General features: G+C 72.5%; 20 protein-coding genes. 10 read left to right on the forward strand and 10 right to left on the reverse strand.

The features are described from left to right. Positions 1–8: 8 nt before the first annotated feature. Positions 9–1,472, reverse strand: a complete 1,464-nt coding sequence (locus BMX74_RS08090) for an amino acid permease (RefSeq protein WP_055505941.1) — start codon at positions 1,470–1,472, stop codon at positions 9–11. 241 nt (positions 1,473–1,713) lie between these two features. Then, entirely contained in the window at positions 1,714–3,597 is a 1,884-nt protein-coding gene (gene dxs, locus BMX74_RS08095; protein ID WP_091099332.1) for a 1-deoxy-D-xylulose-5-phosphate synthase, read from the reverse strand. A 168-nt stretch (positions 3,598–3,765) separates the two neighbouring features. On the opposite strand from dxs, the gene BMX74_RS08100 reads away from it, so the two are divergent. Both BMX74_RS08100 and BMX74_RS08105 read left to right on the forward strand, forming a co-directional pair. Further along, positions 3,766–4,632 (forward strand): neutral zinc metallopeptidase, encoded by an 867-nt coding sequence (locus tag BMX74_RS08100; RefSeq protein ID WP_256256828.1) that lies wholly within the window; start codon positions 3,766–3,768, stop codon positions 4,630–4,632. A 66-nt stretch (positions 4,633–4,698) separates the two neighbouring features. Next, positions 4,699–5,472: a neutral zinc metallopeptidase gene (locus BMX74_RS08105; protein ID WP_055505944.1), complete on the forward strand. Its 774-nt coding sequence runs from the start codon at positions 4,699–4,701 to the stop codon at positions 5,470–5,472. Between the two features lie 84 nt (positions 5,473–5,556). Here BMX74_RS08105 and BMX74_RS08110 read toward each other — a convergent pair whose 3' ends face one another. From BMX74_RS08110 to BMX74_RS08130, 5 genes are all read right to left on the reverse strand, one after another. Further along, complete coding sequence (locus BMX74_RS08110) at positions 5,557–6,762, reverse strand: ROK family transcriptional regulator (RefSeq protein ID WP_055505945.1); 1,206 nt, start codon at positions 6,760–6,762, stop codon at positions 5,557–5,559. Between the two features lie 35 nt (positions 6,763–6,797). After that, a complete protein-coding gene (locus tag BMX74_RS08115) occupies positions 6,798–8,060 on the reverse strand; it encodes a sugar ABC transporter permease (RefSeq protein WP_091099335.1) in 1,263 nt (420 codons plus the stop codon). After that, positions 8,057–8,821: an ATP-binding cassette domain-containing protein gene (locus BMX74_RS08120; RefSeq protein ID WP_055505947.1), complete on the reverse strand. Its 765-nt coding sequence runs from the start codon at positions 8,819–8,821 to the stop codon at positions 8,057–8,059. Before BMX74_RS08120 ends, BMX74_RS08115 begins: the two co-directional genes overlap by 4 nt. A gap of 57 nt (positions 8,822–8,878) precedes the next feature. Next, complete coding sequence (locus BMX74_RS08125) at positions 8,879–10,000, reverse strand: sugar ABC transporter substrate-binding protein (RefSeq protein WP_055505948.1); 1,122 nt, start codon at positions 9,998–10,000, stop codon at positions 8,879–8,881. Between the two features lie 157 nt (positions 10,001–10,157). After that, positions 10,158–10,883 (reverse strand): sulfite exporter TauE/SafE family protein, encoded by a 726-nt coding sequence (locus tag BMX74_RS08130; protein ID WP_055505949.1) that lies wholly within the window; start codon positions 10,881–10,883, stop codon positions 10,158–10,160. Positions 10,884–11,066: 183 nt separating this feature from the next. Between BMX74_RS08130 and BMX74_RS08135 the strand changes: the two genes are divergently transcribed. The 3 genes from BMX74_RS08135 to BMX74_RS08145 all read left to right on the forward strand — a co-directional run bounded on the left by BMX74_RS08135 (position 11,067) and on the right by BMX74_RS08145 (position 14,088). After that, positions 11,067–11,444 carry a hypothetical protein gene (locus BMX74_RS08135; RefSeq protein WP_091099337.1) on the forward strand — a complete coding sequence of 126 codons (378 nt, stop codon included), beginning with the start codon at positions 11,067–11,069 and terminating at the stop codon, positions 11,442–11,444. Positions 11,445–11,506: 62 nt separating this feature from the next. Beyond that, positions 11,507–12,691, forward strand: a complete 1,185-nt coding sequence (locus tag BMX74_RS08140; RefSeq protein WP_091099339.1) for a serine hydrolase domain-containing protein — start codon at positions 11,507–11,509, stop codon at positions 12,689–12,691. Positions 12,692–13,221: 530 nt separating this feature from the next. Continuing rightward, on the forward strand, positions 13,222–14,088 hold the full coding sequence (locus BMX74_RS08145) for a neutral zinc metallopeptidase (RefSeq protein WP_256256829.1): 867 nt from the start codon (positions 13,222–13,224) through the stop codon (positions 14,086–14,088). A gap of 205 nt (positions 14,089–14,293) precedes the next feature. Here BMX74_RS08145 and acnA read toward each other — a convergent pair whose 3' ends face one another. Both acnA and BMX74_RS08155 read right to left on the reverse strand, forming a co-directional pair. Further along, on the reverse strand, positions 14,294–17,068 hold the full coding sequence (gene acnA, locus BMX74_RS08150) for an aconitate hydratase AcnA (protein ID WP_218153923.1): 2,775 nt from the start codon (positions 17,066–17,068) through the stop codon (positions 14,294–14,296). Between the two features lie 140 nt (positions 17,069–17,208). Next, a complete protein-coding gene (locus BMX74_RS08155) occupies positions 17,209–17,937 on the reverse strand; it encodes a metal-dependent hydrolase (RefSeq protein ID WP_055505954.1) in 729 nt (242 codons plus the stop codon). Between the two features lie 309 nt (positions 17,938–18,246). Here BMX74_RS08155 and BMX74_RS08160 point away from each other — a divergent pair, with 309 nt between their 5' ends. Both BMX74_RS08160 and BMX74_RS08165 read left to right on the forward strand, forming a co-directional pair. Further along, positions 18,247–18,987, forward strand: a complete 741-nt coding sequence (locus BMX74_RS08160) for a PadR family transcriptional regulator (RefSeq protein WP_055505955.1) — start codon at positions 18,247–18,249, stop codon at positions 18,985–18,987. A 50-nt stretch (positions 18,988–19,037) separates the two neighbouring features. After that, entirely contained in the window at positions 19,038–19,583 is a 546-nt protein-coding gene (locus BMX74_RS08165; RefSeq protein WP_055505956.1) for a DUF1707 SHOCT-like domain-containing protein, read from the forward strand. Here BMX74_RS08165 and BMX74_RS08170 read toward each other — a convergent pair. Next, complete coding sequence (locus BMX74_RS08170) at positions 19,546–20,148, reverse strand: DUF6879 family protein (protein WP_055505957.1); 603 nt, start codon at positions 20,146–20,148, stop codon at positions 19,546–19,548. The two genes, BMX74_RS08165 and BMX74_RS08170, sit on opposite strands and share 38 nt — an antisense overlap. Positions 20,149–20,337: 189 nt before the next feature. Between BMX74_RS08170 and BMX74_RS08175 the strand changes: the two genes are divergently transcribed. The 3 genes from BMX74_RS08175 (at position 20,338) to BMX74_RS45465 (ending at position 23,605) form a co-directional block, all read left to right on the forward strand. Further along, positions 20,338–21,402: a HesA/MoeB/ThiF family protein gene (locus tag BMX74_RS08175; protein WP_091099346.1), complete on the forward strand. Its 1,065-nt coding sequence runs from the start codon at positions 20,338–20,340 to the stop codon at positions 21,400–21,402. Continuing rightward, positions 21,399–22,634, forward strand: coding sequence for a hypothetical protein (locus BMX74_RS45460; RefSeq protein ID WP_256256830.1), 1,236 nt, complete (start codon positions 21,399–21,401; stop codon positions 22,632–22,634). Before BMX74_RS08175 ends, BMX74_RS45460 begins: the two co-directional genes overlap by 4 nt. Before the next feature lie 200 nt (positions 22,635–22,834). Further along, the gene (locus BMX74_RS45465) at positions 22,835–23,605 is read left to right on the forward strand and encodes a CAP domain-containing protein (RefSeq protein WP_177227279.1); all 771 of its coding nucleotides are present in this window, start codon (positions 22,835–22,837) and stop codon (positions 23,603–23,605) included. Positions 23,606–23,747 lie beyond the last annotated feature (142 nt).

Genomic DNA, 23,747 nt, shown 5'->3' on the forward strand with positions numbered 1-23,747 from the left:
GCGCGTTCTCAGCGGGTGACCTCGCGGTGGGCCCTGCTGTGCCAGTAGCCGTACGCGAAGTACACGACGACGCCGATGATCATCCAGATGATGAAGCGCAGCCACGTCTGCACCGGCAGGTTGAGCATGAGGTAGACGCAGGCCAGCACCGACAGGATCGGCAGCAGCGGCACCAGCGGGGTGCGGAACGCGCGCGGCAGGTCGGGCCGGGTGCGCCGCAGCACGATCACGCCGAGGGAGACCACCACGAACGCGAAGAGCGTCCCGATGTTCACCAGTTCGGCCAGCTCACCGAACGACACGAACCCGGCCAGCGCCATGGTCGCGACGCCGATGACGGTCGTCAGGCGGGCGGGCGTGCCGAACGTGGGGTGGACCCTCGCCAACGAGCGGGGCAGCAGCCCGTCGCGCGACATCGCGAACAGCACCCGGGTCTGGCCCAGCAGCAGCACCAGCACGACGGTGGTGAGCCCGGCGAGCGCGCCGATGCTGATGATCGTGGCCAGCCACGGGTGGCCCACGGCGGTGAACGCGTCCGACAGCGGCGCGGACGTGCTCAGCTGGGAGTAGGGCTGCATCCCGACCACGACGAGCGACACGGCCACGTACAGGATCGTGCAGATGGCCAGGGAGCCGATGATGCCGCGCGGGACGTCCCGCTGCGGATTGATGGTCTCCTCGGCGGCGGTGGCCACGATGTCGAAGCCGATGAAGGCGAAGAACACGATGGCCGCGGCGGCGAAGATGCCGATCACGCCGAACGCGACGGGCGTGACACCGAAGATCAGCTGGATGAGGGGGGCCTTGAGCCCCTCGACCCGGGCCGTGGGGACGGGCTCGGGGATGAACGGCGTGTAGTTGGCGCCCTTGATGAAGAACAGCCCGGCGACGATGACGAGCAGCACGACCACCAGCTTGGTGATCACCAGGACGAGGTTGACCCGGGAGCTCAGCTTGATCCCGGCGACCAGGACCGAGGTGAGCAGGAGCACGATGAGGATCGCGGGCACGTTGACGACCGGGTCGTCGCCGGCGATGGAGGCCGGCAGGTGGACGCCGACGGACGACAGCATCGAGGCGAAGTAGCCCGACCAGCCGACGGACACCACGGCCGCGGCGAGCGCCAGCTCCAGGATCAGGTCCCAGCCGATCACCCAGGCGGGGAACTCGCCCAGGGTGGCGAACGAGAACGTGTAGGCGGACCCGGCCACCGGGATGGTGGACGCGAACTCGGCGTAGCACAGGGCGGCCAGCCCGCACACGACGCCCGCCACGATGAACGAGACGGCCACGGCCGGCCCCGCGAGTTCCTTGGCCACCTGACCCGTCAGCACGAAGATTCCGGTGCCGACGATCACACCGATGCCGAAGACGGTCAGGTCGAGGGCCGTCAGGCGTTTGCGCAGCTGGTGCTCGGGAGCCTCGGTGTCGCGAATGGACTGCTCCACGCTCTTCGTGCGAAAGATATCCACATCGAACGAATGCCCCTACCCGGCGGCGTCATGCGCCCACGGCGCGGGATCAGGCAGGACGCCGACGCGGCGCCGTTTTCGGGGTAGCGGTTCTGGCGGCCGCCACCGGCTCGGCCGGCGCTACGGGGAGAGGGCGCGCTGGCGGGCGAGGTGGCCCGCCGCCACGCCGGGCTGCCGCTGCCGGTCGTCGCCGCGGCGGCGGTCGCCGTGCTGGCGATCACCGCCGCGGCGCGCCGGCTGCTCAACGGCGGAGGGGCTCGGCCGGGGAGGTCCGCTTCGCGACCACCTCGGTGATCTGCCGGGCGAGGTCCTGGCCGGTCAGCCCGACGCGGCCGAGGATGGCGGCGCGCTTGGCGTGGTCGAGGAACTCCTGCGGGACGCCGAACGTGCGCACCGGCACGTCCACGTCGGCGTCGCGGAGCAGGCGGGCCACGGCGTCGCCCACGCCGCCCACGCGGCCGTTGTCCTCGACGACGGCCACCAGCTTGTGGGCGCGCGCCGCGAGCACCAGGGCCTCGTCGAGCGGCTTGACCCAGCGCGGGTCGACCACGGTGGCCGGGATGCCCTGGGCCTGCAGCAGCACGGCGGCGTCCATGCAGGCGTGCGCCATCGGGCCGACGCCGACGAGCAGCACGTGCGGCTCGGCGTCGGGCTCGGCGCGCAGGACGTCCATCTCGCCGAGCTTGCCGACGGCCTCCAGCGGCTCGGCCACCGGGCCCTTGGGGAAGCGCACCACGGTGGGGCCGTCGGAGACGTCCACGGCCTCGCGCAGCAGCTCGGCGAGCCTGTCGCCGTCGCGCGGCACCGCGATGCGCAGGCCCGGGACCACCTGGAGGATCGACAGGTCCCACATGCCGTTGTGGCTGGCGCCGTCGTCGCCGGTGACGCCCGCGCGGTCGAGCACGACGGTGACGGGCAGACGGTGCAGGGCGACGTCCATGAGGAGCTGGTCGAAGGCCCGGTTGAGGAAGGTCGCGTAGACGGCCACCACCGGGTGCAGCCCGCCGAGGGCGAGACCGGCGGCGCTGGTCAGGGCGTGCTGCTCGGCGATGCCGACGTCGTAGATGCGGTCGGGGAACGCGTCGGCGAAGGCGTTGAGCCCGGTGGGGTGCAGCATGGCCGCGGTGATGGCGACGAGGTCGTCGCGCTCCTTGCCGAGCCTGACGAGCTCCTCGCTGAAGACGTTCGTCCAGATGCGGCCCTTGGGCCGCTCCTCGCCGGTGGCGCGGTCGAAGGCGCCGGGCGAGTGGAACTGGTCCTCGTCGTGGTTCTCGGCCGGGGTGTAGCCGCGGCCCTTCTGCGTGAGCGCGTGGACGATGACCGGGCCGCGGAAGGCGCGGGCCTTGCGCAGGGCGGCCTCCATGGCCTGCTCGTCGTGGCCGTCGATCGGGCCGACGTACTTCAGGCCGAGGTCCTCGAACATCACCTGCGGGGCGAGGACGTCCTTGACGCCCTTCTTGAAGCCGTGCAGGGCGTCGTAGAGCACGGGGACGTTGCCCAGCTTCTCCTTGACGTACTCGAGGACGTCCTCGTAGCGGCGGTTCATGCGCAGCGACGACAGGTGCGAGGCCAGCCCGCCGATGGTCGGTGAGTACGACCGGCCGTTGTCGTTGACGACGATGACGACCGGGAGGTCCTTGATGGCCGCGATGTTGTTGAGGGCCTCCCAGGCCATGCCGCCGGTGAGGGCGCCGTCGCCGATCACGGCGACGACCGTGCGGTCGTGCTCGCCGCGCAGCTTGAACGCCTTGGCCAGGCCGTCGGCGTACGACAGCGCGGTGGAGGCGTGGGAGTTCTCGACGAAGTCGTGCTCGGACTCGGCCTGGCTCGGGTAGCCGGACAGGCCGCCCTCCTGCTTCAGCGCCTCGAACCCGGCGGCACGGCCGGTGAGCACCTTGTGGACGTACGCCTGGTGGCCGGTGTCCCAGATGACGGGGTCGCGGGGGGAGTCGAAGACACGGTGGAGGGCGATGGTGAGCTCCACCACGCCGAGGTTGGGGCCGAGATGGCCGCCGAATCTCGCGCAGGAGTCGACGAGCAGGTCACGGATCTCCCCCGCGAGCCGCGGCAACTCCTCGACAGCGAGCCGTTTGACGTCGTGCGGTCCCTTAACCGAGCCCAGCAACCCGCTCACGGATCGGACTCCCCTCTGCTCTTGTTCGCCGACGGATCGAGTCTAGTTCCGACGGGCCCCGCTGACTCCATCCGGTCAAACGCGCTCACATATGTCCGATCTTGACCTACTCTTTCGGTAACTATGAACTCCGTCCCAAAAGGTAAGCTCGCGGCACTTGTGGCAGCCGTCCTGATGCTCGCTCTCGCGGCGGCCGGCCTGGTGCTCGTGCTGGCGGACGCGGCGACCACCTCGGCGGGGGGCCGCCCGGCCAACGAGGCGCAGCAGCTCGCCTCGCCCCCCGGCGGCAAGGCGTCCACGGGCAGGGTGGCGCAGGGCGGAGCCCTCTCGGGAAGGGCAGCGGCGACGCGGAACCCGCTCTACAGGACCGGCGCCCTCACCGACGTCGGCTGCGCGCCGGGCGACCTGCCCGCGGGGAGCGTGGTGGCCTACCGGCGCTTCCTCACGCGGGTGACGGCCTGCCTGAACAGGGCGTGGGCCGCGCAGTTCCGCAAGGCGGGACTGAGCTTCAGCAAGCCGCGGCTGCGCATCATCACCTCCAAGGTCAAGACGCCCTGCGGGGTGTGGAACACCGGCGCGGACGGCGTCTACTGCTCCAGCGACCGCACGATGTACCTGATGATCAGCAAGGAGCAGATCCGCAACCCGTTCCCGCTCGGCATCACCCGCCTGGTGGCGCACGAGTACGGCCACCACGTCCAGCAGATCTCCGGCATCTGGCAGTACTACTGGGCGGCCAGGGCCACGGCCGGCAAGGCGGGCAGGCTGCAGCTCGCGCGCAAGTCGGAGCTGCAGGCGGAGTGCTTCTCCGCGGTGTTCATGAGCACGATGCGCGACAGCCCGCTCGTCGCGCCCGCCGACTGGGACTACACGGTGGACTGGTTCAGGAGGAACGGCGCCAAGGGCTGGCCGCAGAACGACCACGGCAAGGGCCCGACCCAGGCGGCCTGGATGACGAGGGGCTTCACGCGGGCGACCCCGGGCGCCTGCAACACCTGGGCCGCCACGGCGAGGAACGTGTCCTGATGACCGCCACGCCGATGGACAAATGCTGCTTTACCTGGAACTCCCTCTTTAATAGGGTGCCTACCCATGCGTAGCCCCCTATTAGCGATCATCGCCGCCGCCGCGGCCTGCGTCCTGTTCACCGGGACGGCCCACGCCGGCACCGCCGCGGCCCCGTTCAAGCCCGTCCTGACGAAGAACGCGATCTACAAGACCGGCAAGATCGGCCTGGAGCAGTGCGCCGAGCAGCCCGTCCAGCGTGACGACCTCGACGGCGCCCGCGTCTACCTCGAGTTCCTCGTGGACTGCCTGAACACCGCGTGGAGCGAGCAGGTCACCAAGGCGGGCTTCACCTTCAGCAAGCCCAAGCTGGAGGTCATCGCCAAGCCGGGCGCGCCCACCGCCTGCGGCAGCTTCCCCGAGGGCGCCCAGGCCATCTACTGCCCGAAGAACAGCAAGATCACCTTCCTGCTCAACCCGGGCATCCTCGCCGAGCCGACCGAGCTCTTCCTCATGGAGGTCATCGCCCACGAGTACGGCCACCACGTCCAGAACCTCACCGGCATGCTGAAGGTCGTCGACGACCTCAGGGGCAAGAGCAAGGCCCGCGTCTACGACGAGAGCCGCCGCGTCGAGCTGCAGGCCGAGTGCCTGTCCGGCGCGTTCATCGGCCGGGTCTGGCACTCGCTCGGCCGCCGCGACTTCGACTTCAAGTACATCGTGGAGGTCGCGCAGGACGGCTTCGACTACAGCACGCACGGCAAGGCCTCCAACATCGCGTGGTGGCTCAAGCACGGCTTCGACGCCGAGTCGCCCGGCGCCTGCAACACCTGGAGCGCCCCGAAGGCCCGGGTCGCCTAGAACCGTCCACGCAGATCCGCGGCCACCGGCCGGGCCCGCGCCCGCCGTCCGCGGATCTTCCCGTCTCCGGGGTCCTGGGGAGGGTCAGCCGGTGACCCTGGCCAGGACCTCCAGGGGATCGGCGAGGACGTGCGCGAAGGCCAGCTCCGCCGCCCCCACCAGCGTCGCCGCGTCGCCCAGCGCCGACGTGCGCAGCCGCAGCCGCTCCCGCTGCGGCGCCATCGCGTTCGTCGCCAGCCGCGAACGCACCTGGGCGGCCGTGCTGAGGTAGACCTCGCGCAGCATGCCGCCGAAGACGACCATCTCCGGGTTGAAGACGTTCACCAGGTTGGCCACGCCGAGCCCCAGCCAGTCGCCCACCCTGGCCAGCGCCTCCTGCGCCACGATGTCGCCCCGGTCGGCCGCCTCGACGACCGCCCGCACCGCGTCGCGGCCCTGCTGCCCCTCGCCGTACCGGCCGGCCAGCTCCAGCAGCGCCCGCTCCCCCACCTCGGCCTCCAGGCAGCCGTGCGAGCCGCACCCGCAGGCCCGCCCTCCCGGGTTGACCACCATGTGGCCCACCTCGCCGCCGTAGCCGTCGTGCCCGCCGAGCAGGTGCCCGCCCGCGATGATGCCGCCGCCGATGCCGACGTCGCCGTGCAGGTAGATGAGGTCGCGGACGTTCACGCCGACGCCGCGGCTGTGCTCGGCCAGCGCCCCCAGATTGGCGTCGTTGCCCACGCTGACCGGCAGGCCCAGGCCCAGCCTGCGGCCCAGCTCCTCGCCGAACGGCACCTCCTCGGCCAGGAGGTTCGGGCCGAACCTGACCACGCCGTCGCCCTTGCGCACGCCGCCGGACACGGCGGCCGCCACGCCGACGCAGACGGTGTCGGCCCTGGTCCTGCGGCGCATCTGCCGGGCGAACCCCGACAGCGCGCCGACGATCTCCTCCAGCTCGAACGGCCCGCGGGTCCTGGCCGCCTCCCGGCGGTCGAGGATCACGCCGCCCAGCCCGACCCTGGCCACGGCGAGCCGGTCGGGGCCCACGTCGAAGGCGAAGACGTACACCCTGGCCGACTCCGGACGCACCACGAGCGAGGGCCGCCCCGCCCGGCCCGTCTCGCGCGGCAGCTCCTCGCGTACCAGCCCCGCCGCGGTCAGGTCGGACGTGAGCGCCATGATCGTGCTGCGGTTCAGCCCCATCCTGGAGGTCAGCTCCGCGCGCGAGATCGGCCCGCCCAGGTGGACATGGCGGAGCAGAGCGCCGAGGTTGTGGCGCCTGATGTCCTCTTGGGAGGGGCCGGCACGCATCGTCTGGGTTTCCTTCGACGGCTGGAAGTCGCTGATCACCTTAGACCAGCGGCGGCCGCCCGCTTGCGCGCCAGCGCGTCCACACCGGCGGCGAGCAGCAGCACCGAGCCCGTGACCAGGTACTTCACACTCGCTCCATACCCCATCAGGCCCATGCCGTTCTCGATGACGGCCACCACCGCGCCGCCGAGCACGGCGTCGAGCACCCGGCCCTTGCCGCCGAACAGGCTGGTGCCGCCGATGACGGCCGCGCCCACCGCGTACAGCAGGACCGAGCTGCCGCCCGTGTTCGGGTCGACCGAGCTGGCCCTGGAGGCGGCCACCACGCCGCCGACCGCGGCCATGCAGGAACAGATCACGAATGCGCTGATCTTGATGCGGTCCACGGCGATGCCGGCCCGCCTGGCCGCCTCGGTGTTGCCGCCCACCGCGTAGATGTGGCGGCCGAACGCGGTGCGGCGCAGCACCAGCGTCCACAGCACCAGCAGCGCCAGGATGACCGGGACCACGATCGGCACGCCCGTCAGCGAGACGAGCGCGGGGTTGCGGCTGCGCTCCAGGTTGAGCACGTACACGGCGAGGCCGGCGATGAGCGCCAGCGTGCCGACGCGGGCCCCGATCAGCGACAGCGGCTCGGCGGCCAGGCCGCGCCGCGACCGGTTGCGCGCCCGCAGGAGCTGGACGGCGGCGAACACGGCGACGCACCCCGCGTACATGGCCCAGCCCAGCCACGGCGGCAGGTTCTTGTTGGCGACGGCGACGATGACCGGGTCGCGGATGGAGATGTTCGTCCCCTCGTCCACCAGCACCAGCACCAGGCCCTGGAAGGCGAGGAACGCCGCGAGCGTCACCACGAACGACGGGATGCCGACCTTGGCGACGAGGGTGCCGAGCACGACGCCGATGACCACGCCGGTGAGGATCGCGCCGGCCACGGCGACGTACCACGGCAGGCCCATCTCGGACAGGGCGACGGCGAGCACGGCCGCGCACACGCCGCTCGCGAAGCCGGCCGACAGGTCGATCTCGCCGAGCAGCAGGACGAACACCAGGCCCATCGCGATCAGCGTGACCGCGGCGCCCTGGGTGAACAGGTTCGCGAAGTTGATGGAGGTGACGAAGGCGGGGCGGGCGGCGGCGAACGCCGAGCAGAGCACGATGAGGCCCAGCACGGCCGGCAGCGCGCCCATGTCGCCGCCGCGCAGCCGTTCGACGTACCCGCGCAGGCTGTTCCCCAGCGACGGCGACTGCTTGGCGGCGGCGACCGCCTCGCCGGGGAGTTCCTTGACCTGGTTCATGGAGTGACCCCGTTCTTGAGGCCGAGATCACCGCTGCGACCCGAGGTGATCAGTTCGACGACCTGGGCGTGCGTCACGTCGGCGGTCCTGACCTGGGCGGCCGTCCTGCCGAGGTAGAGCGCCGCGATCCGGTCGGAGACGGCGAACACGTCGTTCATGTTGTGCGAGATGAGCACGACCGCGAGGCCCGTGTCGGCCAGGCGGCGCACCAGCTCCAGCACCTGCGCCGTCTGGGCGACGCCGAGCGCCGCGGTGGGCTCGTCGAGGATGACGACCTTGCTGTTCCAGAGCACGGCCTTGGCGATGGCCACCGTCTGCCGCTGGCCGCCCGACAGGCTCGACACCTGCTGCCTGATGGACTTGACGGTGCGCACGGACAGGCTGCTGAGCGTCCGCTCGGCCAGTTCCTCCATGCCGGCCTCGTCGAGCAGCAGGCCGTTCCTGCGCTCCCTGCCGAGGAACATGTTCTGGACGATGTCGAGGTTGTCGCACAGCGCCAGGTCCTGGTAGACGATCTCGATGCCGAGGTCGCCCGCGTCGCGCGGGCTGTTGACCTGCACCTGGCGGCCGTCGAAGTAGATGGCGCCGGCGTCGATGGGGTGGATGCCGCCGACGCACTTGACCAGCGTCGACTTTCCCGCGCCGTTGTCGCCGACGAGGGCGGTCACCTCGCCGGCGTACGCCGAGAACTCAACCTTGTGCAGGACCTTCACCGGGCCGAAGCTCTTGTCGATCCCGCGCGTCTCGAGGAGGGGGGTCATGGGGCTCCCTAGGGCGGGGTACGGCCGCGCGGGTGCCGCCGGCCGTACCCCTCGTCATTACTGGATTCCCGCCTCGGTGCACTTCTTGGCGAAGTCACCCGCGCACAGTTCCTCCTTGGTGACGTAGCCGTCGGCGACGACGTCCTTGACGGAGTCGGCGTAGACGGCCTGCGGCTCCAGGAGTTCGGATGGGACGTCCTGGCCGGTCTCGGGGTCCTTGACGCTGCCGCTCGCCTGCGGCTTCTCGCCCTTGGCCAGGGCGACGGCGAGCTTGGCGGCGGCGTCGGCCTCCTTCTTGACCGCCTTGTAGACGGTCATGCACTGGTCGCCCGCGAGGATGTTCTGCAGGCCCTGGACGGTGGCGTCCTGGCCGGTCACCGGCACCTTGCCGTTGAGGTTGTTCTTCTTCAGCACGGTGATGGCGGCGTTGCCGAGGCCGTCGTTGGCGGCCAGCACGCCGGCGATCTTCGGCTCCTTGGTGAGCATCTGCTCGAAGATGGTGCCGGCCTGCGCGTTGTCCCAGTCGGGCACGGACTGGTCGGGGCCCTTGACGTACTCGCCGGAGTCGAACTTCGGCTTGAGCACGCCGTCGTAGCCGTTCTTGAACAGGGTCGCGTTGTTGTCGGTGGGCGAGCCGTTCAGGTAGGCCACGATGGGCTTGGCGGCCTTCTTGTCGGCCAGGCACTTGACCAGGCCCTCGCCCTGGAGCTGGCCGACCTTGGTGTTGTCGAAGCTGACGTAGTACGCGGCGCCGCCGCCCAGGGTCAGGCGGTCGTAGTCGATCGTGGCCACGCCCTGGGACCTGGCCTTGTCGATGACGGTCTTGCCGGTGCCGCTGTCCAGGTTGACGATCATCAGGACGGTGGCCCCGTTGGTGATCATCTGGTCGGCGATGGTCTGGAACGCCGTCTTGTCGTTCTGGGCGTTCTGGATGTCGTACTCCACCCCGGCGGCCTTGAATGCCTCTTCGAGGTACTTGCGGTCCGCCGTCTCCCAGCGGGCCGAGGACTTGCTGTCCGGCAGGATGACGCCGATCTTGCCGGGCTTCTGCGACTGCTGCGGCTGCTGCGCCGATGCCGACGACGTCGTGCTGGTCTGACCGCTTTCGCCCCCGCAGGCGGTGAGACCGAGGGCGAGCGCGGCTGCCGCGGCGGTCATGGTGAGGATCCCCTTGCGCATGATGCAGGGTCCTTTCTTCCGGAGGGGCCCGGATGAATGTTGTTTGCGGCAACGTATTCCGCCACGGGCCTGCTTTGGAAGACCCCCCAAGGGGGCAATTTGTTGTTGCCGGTAACAATCCAGAAACGCCAGGGCGACGCTCCGCGCGCCCCGCCGGTCAGGCCGTGAGGCTCTGCAGGATCAGCGCCGCCGCCGACGTCGCCGCCACCCCCAGCACCGCGACCCGGACCTTGCCGCCGTCCAGGTACCTGCGCAGCGGGCGCGACGCGAGGAAGCCCAGCGCCATCGGCACGATCAGCGCGGCCCCCGTCGCGAGCGCGCGCGACGGCAGCCGGTCCACCGCCGCCAGGATCACGAGCGACTGCCCCGCGCTGAGGAAGAAGAACATCGCCAGCGTGGCCCGGATCTGCGGCCCCTTCGCGCTCTGGTACACCAGCGCGATCGGCGGCCCCCCGATGCCCGTGGCCGTGCCGGTGACGCCCGACAGGAAACCCGCGCCGGTGATGGTGGCGCCGTTGCGCGGCACCCTCGGCGCCCTCGCCGTGAGCACCACCGCGAGCAGCACCATGACGCCCACGAACACGCCCAGCGTCGTCACCGAGACGTACACGACGATGAGCGCGCCGACGGCGCTGCCCGGCAGGCGCCCCAGCACCGCGAACCCGACCCCGCGCCAGTCCACGCGCCGCCACTCCGCGGCCAGCGTGAGCAGCGGCAGCGTCATGTTGACCACCTGGATCGCCCCCGGCATGACGCCGTGGTCCAGCATCGTCAGCACGGGCGCCGCGACCAGCCCCAGCCCGAACCCCACGCTCCCCTGCACCACCGCGCCGCAGAACACCGCCACGCCGCCCACCACCAGCACTAACGCCACATCGGTCATGGGCAGAGTCAACCATCCGCCGCCGCAGCGGCCGCATGGGGCCCAGGAAACATCGTCTCCATGACTGACGAGGTTTCCCCCGTGTGCTAACGTCGTCTCCAAGAGAGACGAAGTCGGGCTTCGTCTCCCGCGTGGTAGTAATGAGATCCGCAGAGGAGGCCGTCCCGACAGAGTTGGTGCACCATGACCGAGCGTTACCTCGGCGTACTCGGCATCGGCGAGGCGCTGGGCGTGAGCCGGCACGCGGTGCACAAGTGGCGATCCCGCCACCCCGGCGGCTCCGGCCACCCGTTCCCCGAGCCCGACGTCGAGATCGACGGCACCCCCGGCTGGCGGCCCGACCGGCTCGCCGAGATCATCCGCTGGCGCGACGGCCTGCCCGGCCGCGGCACCGGCGGCGGCCGTCCCACCGCCGCCCGCCAGGAGTACCTGAAGGAGGCGGCGGCGCGCGGCATGGACCGCGAAGAGGCGCTGCGCGCGCTCGCCACGCTCGGCGAGGAGTTCCCCGAGATGACCGAGCCGGAGATCTGCGCCTGGCTCCTCGGCCACTGGCGCGGCTAGCGGCACCCTCCCCGCGGCTCCCCGCGCCTCCCCGCACCACCCCCTGCGGAAGGCGATGACGCATGCCCGCGACCCGCGGCGAGACCGCACCCGGATTCGAAGCAGTACGCGAGACGTTCGAGGCCCACCTGGCCGGCGAGCCGGAGGCGGGCGCCGCCGTGGCCGCCTACCTGCACGGCAGGAAGGTCGTGGACCTGTGGGGCGGCGTCGCCGACCCCGCGACCGGCCGCCCCTGGGAGCGCGACACCCTCCAGGTCGTCTTCTCCACCACCAAGGGCGTCACCGCCGCGTGCGCCCACCTGCTGGCCGAGCGGGGCGAACTGGACCTCGACGCGCCCGTCGCCGCGTACTGGCCGGAGTTCGCGGCGAACGGCAAGGACCGGGTCCCGGTGCGGTGGCTGCTCACCCACCAGGCCGGACTGCCCGCGATCGACCGTCCGATCAGCCCCGCGCAGGCCCTCGCCTGGGAGCCGATGGTGACCGCGCTGGCCGCCCAGCGGCCCCTGTGGGAGCCGGGCACCGACCACGGCTACCACGCGCACACCTACGGCTGGCTCGTCGGAGAGGTCGTCCGCCGGGTCAGCGGGCGGAGCCTGGGGACGTACCTCGCCCAAGAGATCGCCGCGCCGCTCGGCCTCGACCTGTGGATCGGGCTGCCCGCGGCCGAACTGCCCCGGGTCAGCCGGCTCGTCACCGACCCGGGCGACCCCGGCGCCCTGACCGGGATCGACCCGGACGCCCTTCCCGAACCCGCGCGCGAGCTGCTGCGCGCCTACACCGACCCCACGTCGCTCACCATGCGGGCCATGACCGTCGTCACGCCGCTGCTCGACCACGACGACCCGCGCGAACAGGTCGCCGAGCTGCCCGCGACCAACGGCGTCTGCACCGCCCGCGCGCTCGCCCGCTTCTACGCCGCGCTCATCGGCGAGGTGGACGGGCGGCGCGTCCTCGCGCCCGGCACACTCGCGGCGGCGACCGCCGAGCAGGTCAGCGGGGTGGACCGCGTCCTGCGGACGCCCGTGCGCATCGGCACGGGCTTCGGGCTGCCGACGCCTGACGCCTTCTGGTACAGCCCGACCGCCTTCGGGTTCCCCGGCTACGGCGGCTCGATCGGTTTCGCCGACCCGGCGAGCGGCCTCGCCTTCGCCTACGTGACGAACCACCTCAAGCCAAACACCCCGGACCCCAGGGCCGCCGCCCTCCTGCACGCGGTGCGCAGCGCACTCGCCCCGAGCCCCCGCTGAGGGGACGTCGTGGAGCGACGGAAGCGGGCCCCGCCGCCCCCGGCGGCACCACGCCGGACCGCAGGCCGGCGCTCACCCCGCGTCCCTTCCGCCGTGGCGAGAACACCCGGCCGGGCGGCGGGATACGGACGCGGTGGGACGAGAACACCCAGCCCGGCCGCGGGATACGGACGCGGTGGGACGAGAACACCCAGCCCGGCCGCGGGATACGGACGCGGTGGGACGAGAACACCCAGCCCGGCCGCGGGATACGGACGCGGTGGGACGAGAACACCCAGCCCGGCCGCGGGATACGGACGCGGTGGGACGAGAACACCCAGCCCGGCCGCGGGATGCGGCCCGCCCGCCCGCGAGGCTCTAGGCTTCCGGGCGTGCCCATCCCCCTGCCGCCGATCCCCCTGCCGCCCGCCTCCCTCCCGCCTGTCTCCCTGCCGGCGCCCTTCGCCACCCGCGTTCCCGCTTCTCCTCCCGGGCGGCTCTCCCCGTCCGCTCGCGCGCGTCCTGTCAGGGGTGGGCGCGGCGGGAGCCACGTGCCAGCGGGCGCGCTGCCCGGCGGCGCCGTCGCCTGCCTGGTCGCGGCGTGCCTCGTCGCGGCCGTTCCCTCGGGAGCGGCCGCCGCCACGCCGGTCGCGAGCACCGCGGCGGGCACGACGACGACGGGCACGACGACGGCGGCGCCCGGATCGGCGTCCGGATCAGCGTCCGGATCGGCGTCGGGGCCGGGGGGCGAGTTCTCCGGGACGGGCAGGCTCTCGCGTGGCTCGTGCCACGAGCCGCCGCTCGTCACCGGCGGCATCCCGCGCGCCAAGGAGTACCTGGAAGCCGTCGTGGCCTGCATGAACAGGTCGTGGGGCGGCCACTTCTCGCGTGCCCGCGAGGCGTTCGCCAGGCCCGCCGTCCGTTTCTACGACGAGCCCGTCGGCACGGTGTGCGGCGTGCCGTGGCCCTCCGACGCCGCCGCGTTCTACTGCACCAACCGCAGGACCCTGGTCTTCCCGCTCTCGGGCGCGTGGATCGAGAACCGCACCGACCTGTACCCCTTCAAGGTCGCCGCCCACGAGTACGGCCACCACCTGCAGAGTCTCACCGGCGTCAGGCGTCGCTACGAGGCCCGCCTGCGCTCTCAGCCGAGCCGCCAGGACGAGCTGGGCCGCCGCTACGAGCTCCAGGCCGACTGCCTGTCCGGCGTGTTCCTCGGCAGTGTACGCGGCTCCCTGGGGCGCGGCGAGCGCGACTGGGACGCCCTCCTCGACGCCGTGCGCGCCAGCGGCGACGAGGGCGGCTACCGCACCCACGGCAAGGGCGCCACCCGGGTCGCCTGGCTGAAGCGCGGCCTCGGCTCGCGCTCCCCCGCCGCCTGCGACACCTGGTCGGCCCCCGCGTCACAGGTCGGCTGACCGCATCGGGGCGGGCGGCGGCCGCCCGCCTCGGGCCGGGGCGGGCATGGCGAAGCGCCGCCCCGGCGGAGGGTGGTCCGCTGGGGCGGCGCTTCGTGGCTCGGGTGGTTCCCCCGAATCGGGCGCGTGAGGATCACGCCCCTGTCCCGGCCGGTGCCGGGCTCCCTGGCCTCCGCCCGGCTCATGACCGGGCGGAGGGCGGAAGTCACTTGGCGAGCAGAGACCGCAGAACGTACTGCATGATGCCGCCGTGCCGGTAGTAGTCGGCCTCGCCCGGCGTGTCGATGCGGACGACCGCGTCGAACTCCACGTCGCCCGCCTTGACGCGCACGGTGCTCGGCGTGACGCCCTTGTTGAGCTCCTCGACGCCGGTGATGTCGAAGGTCTCCTCACCGGTCAGGCCCAGCGACTCGGCCGTGGCGCCCTCGGGGAACTGCAGCGGGAGCACGCCCATGCCGATGAGGTTGGAGCGGTGGATGCGCTCGTACGACTCGGCGATGACGGCGCGGACGCCGAGCAGCGCCGTGCCCTTGGCCGCCCAGTCGCGCGAGGAGCCGGAGCCGTACTCCTTGCCGGCGAGGACGACCAGCGGCGTGCCGGCGGCGGCGTAGTTGACGGAGGCGTCGTAGATGAACGACACCGGGCCGTCGGGCTGGGTGAAGTCGCGGGTGTAGCCGCCCTCGGTGCCCGGCGCGATCTGGTTGCGCAGGCGGATGTTGGCGAACGTGCCGCGGATCATCACCTCGTGGTTGCCCCGGCGGGAGCCGTACGAGTTGAAGTCCCTGACCTCGACGCCGTTGGCCTGGAGGTACTGCGCGGCCGGGGTGCCGACCTTGATGGAGCCGGCGGGCGAGATGTGGTCGGTGGTGACGGAGTCGCCGACCTTGACCAGCACCCGGGCGCCGGTGATGTCGTGGACCGCCTCCGGCTGCTCGGGCATGCCGTCGAAGTAGGGCGCCTTGCGCACGTACGTCGAGGACGGGTCCCACTCGAAGGTGTCGCCCGTGGGCACCGGCAGGGAGCGCCAGTGCTCGTCGCCCTTGAACACGTCGGCGTAGTCGCGCTCGAACATGTCACGGCCGATCGAGGAGTGGACGACGGCGGAGACCTCGTCCGGCGACGGCCAGATGTCGCGCAGGTAGACGGGCTCGCCGTCGGAGCCCGTGCCGAGCGGCTCGTGGTCGAGGTCGATGTCCATGGTGCCGGCCAGCGCGTACGCGACGACCAGCGGCGGCGACGCCAGGTAGTTCATCTTGACGTCGGGGTTGATGCGGCCCTCGAAGTTGCGGTTGCCGGACAGGACGGCGGTGACCGCGAGGTCGTTGGCCTGGATGGCGTCGGAGATCTCGGGCAGCAGCGGGCCGGAGTTGCCGATGCAGGTGGTGCAGCCGTAGCCGACCAGGTTGAAGCCGATCTTGTCGAGGTACGGCTGGAGGCCGGAGCGCTCGAAGTAGCCGGTGACGACCTGCGAGCCGGGCGCCAGGGACGTCTTGACCCACGGCTTGCGGGTCAGGCCCTTCTCGACGGCGTTGCGGGCGAGCAGCGCGGCGCCGAGCATGACGTACGGGTTGGAGGTGTTGGTGCACGAGGTGATCGCGGCGATCGAGACGATGCCGTGGTCGATCTCGAACGACGTGCCGTCGGCCAGCGTGACCGGCACCCGCTTGTGCGGCCGGCGGCCGGCGAGCGCGGCGGCGTGCGGCTTGTCGCCGGTGCCGTCGTGGGCGATGGCCGGGGAGTCGGAGGCGGGGAACGACTCGTCGGACGCCTCGTCGGCCGGGCCCTGGACGCTCGGCGCGTAGTCCTTGACGGCGGCGCGCCAGGCCCGCTTGGCGTCGGACAGCGCGATGCGGTCCTGCGGGCGCTTGGGGCCGGCGATCGACGGGACGACGGTGCCGAGGTCGAGCTCGATGTACTCGGAGAACCGCGGCTCGGCGCCCTGCGGGTCGAGCCAGAGGCCCTGGGCCTTGGCGTACGCCTCGACGAGGGCGATCTGCTCCTCGGAGCGGCCGGTCAGGCGCAGGTAGTCGACGGTCTGGCCGTCGATCGGGAAGATCGCGCAGGTGGAGCCGAACTCGGGGCTCATGTTGCCGATGGTGGCCCGGTCGGCGAGCGGCACGGAGGAGACGCCCTCGCCGTAGAACTCGACGAACTTGCCGACCACGCCGTGCTTGCGCAGGATCTCGGTGATGGTGAGCACCAGGTCGGTGGCGGTGGCGCCCGCGGGCAGCTTGCCGCTGAGCTTGAAGCCGACCACGCGCGGGATCAGCATGGAGATCGGCTGGCCGAGCATGGCGGCCTCGGCCTCGATGCCGCCGACGCCCCAGCCGAGCACGCCGATGCCGTTCTCCATGGTGGTGTGGGAGTCGGTGCCGACGCAGGTGTCGGGGTAGGCCTTGCCGTCGCGCACCATGACGACGCGGGCCAGGTGCTCGATGTTGACCTGGTGGACGATGCCGGTGCCGGGCGGCACGACCTTGAACTCGTCGAAGGCGGTCTGGCCCCAGCGCAGGAACTGGTAGCGCTCGCGGTTGCGCTCGTACTCGCGTTCGACGTTGCGCTGGAAGGCGTCGGGGTGGCCGAAGTAGTCGACGATGACGGAGTGGTCGATGACCATCTCGGCCGGCGCGAGCGGGTTGATGCGCGACGGGTCGCCGCCCAGGTCGCGCACGGCCTCGCGCATGGTGGCCAGGTCGACCACGCAGGGCACGCCGGTGAAGTCCTGCATGATCACGCGGGCGGGGGTGAACTGGATCTCCACGCTGGGCGTGGCGTTCGGGTCCCAGCCGGCGAGCGCCCTGATGTGGTCGGCGGTGATGTTCGCGCCGTCCTCGGTGCGAAGCAGGTTCTCCAGCAGGATCTTGAGGCTGTACGGGAGGCGTGCGGCGCCCTCGACGGCATCCAGCCGGAAAATCTCGTATGACGCGTCGCCGACGCGTAGCGTGTCACGGCTGCCGAAGCTGTTCGCGGACACGGTGATTCGCCTCCTCCATAGACCTGTGCTCAGTCAAATCCTGCCGCACCCCGGGAGCGACGCGAACGTCGGGTGGCCCCGACCCCCGGCACGGTTGCAGCGGATCTCTCGACGTCAAGATATATGCAGGGTATCTCGACATCAAGTTAAACGGGGGCGAGCCGCCAGAACAGCAGGCCGACGATGGCGATCGACAGCACCGGGGCCAGGATCTTCTGCTCGAACGTCTTGCCGGTCTTGATGCCGATCTTCCAGGGCAGCACCCATTTCGCCTTCAGCGGCCACAGCACCGGGCACCCCCGCTCGGTCATGCAGTCGCCCGCGACATGCACCAGGCAGCCCACCCCCACGGCCAGCCCCAGCCAGGCGTACCCGACGCCGAGGGAGAGGAAGACGGCGTACAGACCGGCGGTCAGGCCGGCGTTGACCATCGCCGAGCCCGCCTTGTTCCCGGGGATGCCGATGCCGATGGCGCGCAGCGCCAGGCCGACGAGCAGCACGACCATGATGTCGCGCCCGATCGGGTAGGTGGTGGCGAGCCAGTGCGCGCCGAACCCGAGCGCCACCGCGAACGCCAGCGAGTGCGTGGCGGCCCGGTGCCCGCCGCTGAGCCAGGAGACCGCCTTGCTCAGCACCCAGGTGACGGGCCCGAACGTCTGCGCGATCGTCGCGCTGGGGTGGTCGAGGTCGGGCAGCATGGCCGCCCCCGCGCAGATGAGGGCCCCGGCGATGAGCTCGGGCGGCGTGAGCGCGGTGGCCATGATCCCGGTGTCGATGAACCGCGAGCTCTCGTTCAGCAGTGGCAGCGTGGCCAGCGGCGGCGCGAGCGCCAGCCAGGCGATGGCCCCGGTCATCGCGTGCGTGTGCCCCATCATGATCCGGACTGTACGGCAAAGCGGAGGCAAAGCGGCGTACGCGCCCACACCTCGTGTTGGACGGGAACCGGCAAAGCCGCTCCGACCTGCCCGGAAACGCAGACGAGGCCGTCTCCGCGGCGACAGCACCCCCCAGCCCTGCCGACACGGAACGACCTCGTCTGCTCTGTCCAACGCCTCCTCCGTCGATCCTGTTCCCAGATTCCGCAACTTTTTCGTGATCTGGCTCACTCTTCGACGTCCCTTGCGAACGACATGTTCTCGATATATCTTTGACGCATCTAGAACAGATCGCCACAAGGAGGAAAAATGACGACAGCACATGCGGCAGGCTCGCCCTGGCCCGGCGCGCACGAGTACAAGCAGGCCGCCCGCGAGGCGCTCAAGGCCATGGCCGAGGCGTTCGAGCACATGGGCGAGCAGGTGGGCGAGCACATGAGCCGCCACCATCACCACCACCGGGGCGGTCCGCACGAGCACCGCGCGCGCGGCAGGCGCGGCCCCTTCCCGTTCGACTTCGGCCACGGGCCGTGGGGCGGGCCGGGCGGGCCCTTCGGCGGCCACCGCGGCGGCTGGGGCGGCAGGGGCCGCAAGGCCAAGCGCGGCGACGTCCGCGCGGCGATCCTCGCCCTGCTCGCCGAGGCCCCGCGCAACGGCTACCAGATCATCCAGGAGATCGCCGAGCGCAGCGAGGGCGGCTGGAAGCCCAGCCCCGGAGCCGTCTACCCGGCGCTCCAGCAGCTCACCGACGAGGGCCTGGTCATCTCCGAGGAGAACGAGGGCCGCAAGACCTTCCGCCTCACCGACGAGGGCCGCGCCTACGTCGAGGCGCACGCCGACGAGGTCCGCGCCCCGTGGGACGAGATGCGTCCCGACATCGACGACAGCACCGCCGAGCTGTGGCAGATCGCCAGGCAGTCGGCGTTCGCGATGATGCAGGTGCTCCAGACGGGCACCGACGCGCAGATCCGCGAGGCGCGCAAGACTCTGGTGGAGACCCGGCGCAAGCTCTACCAGATCCTGGCCGACGGCGAACCGGGCGAGGAGTGACGTCGCGACCGGCGCCGGACGCCCGGTCCCGTGAGAGCGAGGAAGCAGGGATGGACCGCAACGACCTGCGCATCGGCGACGCCGAGCGCGAGCAGACGATGGCCGCGCTGCGTGAGCACTTCGCGCAGGGCCGCCTGACCCACGAGGAGCTCGACGAGCGGCTCGACCGCACCCTGGCCGCCAAGACCGCCCGCGACCTCGCCGAGGTCACGGCCGACCTGCCCGGCTCTCCGCGTACGGGGCAGGGGCCCGCCCCGTACGCGCCGCCCTACGCGCCCCACGCGCCCTTCCCCGAGGGGGGCGCGTGGCCGGCGCACGACAGGGAGGCCTGGCGGGAGGCGATGCGCGCGCACCGCCGGCAGATGCGCGCGCTGCACCACCGGGCGCGGGGGGAGGCGCACCGCCACGGGTCGTGGGCCGGCCGTCCCCCGTGGCGCCACCACCGCGGCCCTCACCCGATCGTCCCCGTCCTGTTCTTCCTGGCGCTGGCCGGGCTGATCTTCGGCGGGTTCGGCGTCTTCAAGGTGCTGCTCGTGGTCTGGGTGGGCGCGATGCTCTTCAGCCTGGTCCGCCGCTCGATCCACCACCGCCGCTGACCCGCCCGGCCCGCGCCCGCCCCGCCTCGACGGGGGCGGACGGGGCAGGCGGGAGGACGGCGCGGGCGAACGCCTCAGCGGGGACGGCCTCGCGCCAGGCCAGCTCGTTCGCGGCGCGCTGGCTCGCCACCAGCGCCGGGTCCGTGACCGGCTCCACGGCGCGCAGCACGCCGTCGCCGTCGAAGTCCAGCAGGGCGAGCCGGGCGTCGTCGAACAGCCAGCAGTCGCGCTCGGGCACGCCGAGCGCGGCCGCCCGCTCCCTGGGCAGGTAGCGGATCTCCTCGCCGGCCCGCACGGCGTGCCGTGCCACGTCCAGCCCGAACCGCGCGTAGTCGCCCAGCGGCCGCGACACCACCCGCACGCGCCGCACGGCCCTGCCCTGCGCGGCGGCGCCCGCCACCGCGCGCAGCCAGCCGTCCAGCCACTCCAGCCCGTACGGCTCCCCGGCGAGGAAGCGCCGCATGGCCTCCGCCTCCGCCGACACCGCGTACGCGTCGCGCGCCTCGACCCGGAAGGCCGTCGCGGCGAAGTCGAAGAACCGTTCCCCGAACTCCCGAGGCGTCATCGCACCCTCCGGCGGCCGTCACCCCTTGACCTCCCCGATATCACCACATTTCATGATCTGGACGGTCATTTCAAGCGAAGGGAGTAAGGGTGGACGAGCAGGAGACCCCCGAGCTGGAGATCGAGATCCGTCTCCTCGACCGGATCGAGACCACGACGCTCTGCATGTCCGAGGCCTGACGGCAAGGCCGTGCGCCTGCCCAGGGTCAAACCCGGGCACGAGCCGTTCAGGACCGGCCCGCGGACCGTGCGCGTCGGCGGCGACGTGTACGGGGTCGCCGCCGAGATCACCGACCCCGACGGCCTGGCCTGGGCGGCGCTGACCGCCATGGACGGCTCCAGGACGGCCGAGGACGTCGTCGCGGCCGTCCTGGAGGCGGTGCCCGGCGCCACGGCCGCCCGCGCCCGAGCCGTCGTCCGCGCGCTCGTCGCCTCCGGGCACGTGGAGGACGCCGCCGCCCCTCCCCCGCCCGAGCTGTCGGCGCCCGAGCTCGACCGCTACTCCCGCACGCAGGCCTACTACAGGCACGTGGACAGGACGCCGCGGGAGCACGGATGGCACGCGCAGCTCGCGCTCAGGCGCTCCTCCGTCCTGGTCGTCGGGCTCGGCGGCACCGGCGGCCACGCCGCCTGGGCGCTGACCGCCGCCGGGGTGGGCCGCCTGCACTGCGTGGACGCCGACGTGGTCGAGCTGTCCAACCTCAGCCGGCAGGTCCTCTACGACGAGCGGGACGTCGGCCGCCCCAAGGCGGAGGCCGCGCTCGACCGGCTCCGCCCGGTCAACTCCGGCGTCGAGCTGACCGGCGAGCGTCGCCGCGTCACCGGCCCCGGCGACCTGGCCGCCCTGGCGGCGGACCACGACGTGCTGGCGCTGTGCGCCGACGAGCCGGGCGGTCCCGACGGCATCAGGGCCTGGGCCGACAGGACCGGGAAGCCGTGGGTGGGCGGCGGGTACCACGGGCCGCTGGTCACCGTCGGCGTCTTCGCCCCCGGCGGTCCCTGCCACGCGTGCCTGGCGGCGGGCGAGGCGGAGCGGGTCGGGTCCGCCCCCTCGGGCCCGCGCGGCGCCGGCGCCACCCCCGCGTCCGCGGGGCTGTCCGGGCTGCTCACCGCCCAGGCCGTGCTCACGCTGCTGACCGGGACGCCGCCCCTCGAACCCGGCTACGTCCACGGGCTGAACCTGCTGGCCCCCGGCGCCCCCGTCTACGCGCGCCACCCGCCCAGGCCCGGCTGCGGGACGTGCCGGGCGCCATGACCCGCGTCGAGCTGCACGACCTGCGCTGGCGCCGCGACCGTGACGGCTGGCTCGTCGGCCGGATGGACACGGGCGCCGTGGTGGCCGTCCCCGAGGTGGGGATGCGGGCCGTCCTGCTCCTCCGGGACGGCCTGTCGGTGGAGGAGACGCGCGCGCGGCTGCTGGAGGAGTGCTCCGTGCGCCTGGACGTGGCCGGCTTCGTCGCGGGGCTGGCCCGCGCCGGCCTGCTCACCGTCGCCGGCGCCGCCCCGGCCGGGCAGCGGCGGCCCCCGCCGCGCCCCACCTTCGCGTGGCTGCGGCCCCGGCACGCGCGATGGGCGTCGAGCCCGGCACTGCCCGCGCTGGCGCTCCTGGCCGTCCTCTCCGCCGCGGTGCTCGTCGCGGCCCGCCCCGGCCTGCTGCCCCACTGGCGCGACCTGCTATGGAGCCCGCACGGCACGCTCGTGCTGCTCGGCCAGGCGGCGGCGGGCTGGACGCTCGTCCTGGCGCACGAGCTGGCGCACCTGGTGACCGCGCGGGCGGCGGGCGTGCCGGGGAGGATCACGCTCGGGACGCGGCTGCAGTTCCTGGCCGCGCAGACCGACGTGTCCGGCATCTGGCTCGCGGAGCGCCGGGAGCGGCTGACCGTGTACCTCGCGGGCATGGCGACGGACCTGACCGCCGCCGCGCTGTGCCTGCTCGCCTCGTCCGTCACCGGCCGCCAGGCGGTGCTCTCGCTCGTCGTCCTGACGGCCCTGACCATGGTGGCGGCCCAGTTCCTCGTGTTCATGCGGACGGACGTCTACTTCGTGCTGCAGGACCTGACCGGCTGCCGCGACCTGTACGGCGAGGCCGTCGCCTACCTGCGTCACCTGGTCGTCCGGCGCGGGCCCGACCCGTCGCTCCGGCTGCCCCCGAGGGAGCGGGTGAGCGTGCGGGCGTACACGCTGGTGCTGGTGGCGGGCACGGCGGGCTGCCTGGCGGTGGCGGGCGCCACCACCGTGCCCGCCCTGCTGGCCGTGCTGGGCGGCGCGGTGCGCGGCGTGGCGGGGGCGCGCGGAGCGCCCGGCGTGCTCGACGGACTCGCGGTGCTCGCCGTGGTCGGCGGGACGCAGGCGCTGTGGGCCCGCGCCTGGTGGCGCCGCCACGGCCCCCGGGTGCGGCGGCAGGGGCGCGCGCTCACCGCGCACCGGCTGCGCCCCGCCGACCGGGGGCGCCGCCGACGCGCGCGCCTGCGGCCCCCTCGCCCCTAGCCGGTCAGGCGGGAAGGGCGGCGCCCTCCCCACCTCGGCCCGGCCGTGACGGTGGCCCGGAAGGCGCTGTGCGGACGCTTCACCAGCCCCATCGGTTGACAGGAATATCAGGGATTTATGCGAAATTTGGTGACAAAAGGGACAGAAGCCGACAGAATGCGTTGGCGATCCAGCGTCCAGCCAACTGGAGGAATCCCCCTGTGCGTACATCCCTAGGGGTGGTCACCGGCCTCGTGGGCCTCGCCGCTCTCTCCCTGCCCGCCGCGCTGCCCGCCGCCGCGCCCGCCGCCGCCGACACGGAGGCGCAGACCTGCCAGGTGTCCGTGGCCGTTCCCGGCGCCGTCGCGGGAGGCCGGATCGAGGCGTCCGCCACGCGGAAGGGGTGCGACGGGCCCGCGCTGCTCCGCGTACGCCTCAAGCACGCCCAGCCAGGGCCCGACAAGGTCGTCAAGAGCGGCGCCACCCGCACCGGCAGCGTGGCGGTCCGCCTGGCGTGCGCCCCCGGCACGTACTACGCCTTCGCCACCGACTACAGCGGCCACACCAAGACGTCGCGCCCGGTCAAGCTGACCTGCGCCCCCGGCACGACCGAGGAGAACGAGGTCGTCAGGCTCACCAACGAGGAGCGCGCCAAGGGCGGCTGCAAACCCCTCAAGCACGACCCGCGGCTGCGCGAGGCGGCGTACGGCCACTCGGCCGACATGGCGGCGCGCGGCTACTTCGACCACACCTCGCAGGACGGCCGCGACGTCATGGACCGCATCAGGGCGGCCGGGTTCACCGGCGGCTCCGCCTGGGCCGAGAACATCGCGATGGGCCAGCCCACCCCGGCCGCCGTGGTCAAGGGCTGGATGACCAGTACGGGCCACCGGGCCAACATCATGAACTGCTCGTACACGCTGATCGGGGTCGGCGCGGCCAAGGACGCCAAGGGCCAGATCTACTGGACCCAGGACTTCGCCGCCAACTGACCACCGCCCACCTGCCGCACGGCCACCGGCCGCGCGAGCACGGGCCGCGCGTGCGGCGCCCTCAGGAGGGGCGCCGCACGCCATGCCGTGCAGGCGGCGCACATGAGACCCGCGCCGCAGCAGGCGGGCGCGGCTTCAGGAA

It is taken from the genome of Nonomuraea pusilla, from assembly GCF_900109355.1.
Lineage (GTDB): Bacteria > Actinomycetota > Actinomycetes > Streptosporangiales > Streptosporangiaceae > Nonomuraea > Nonomuraea pusilla.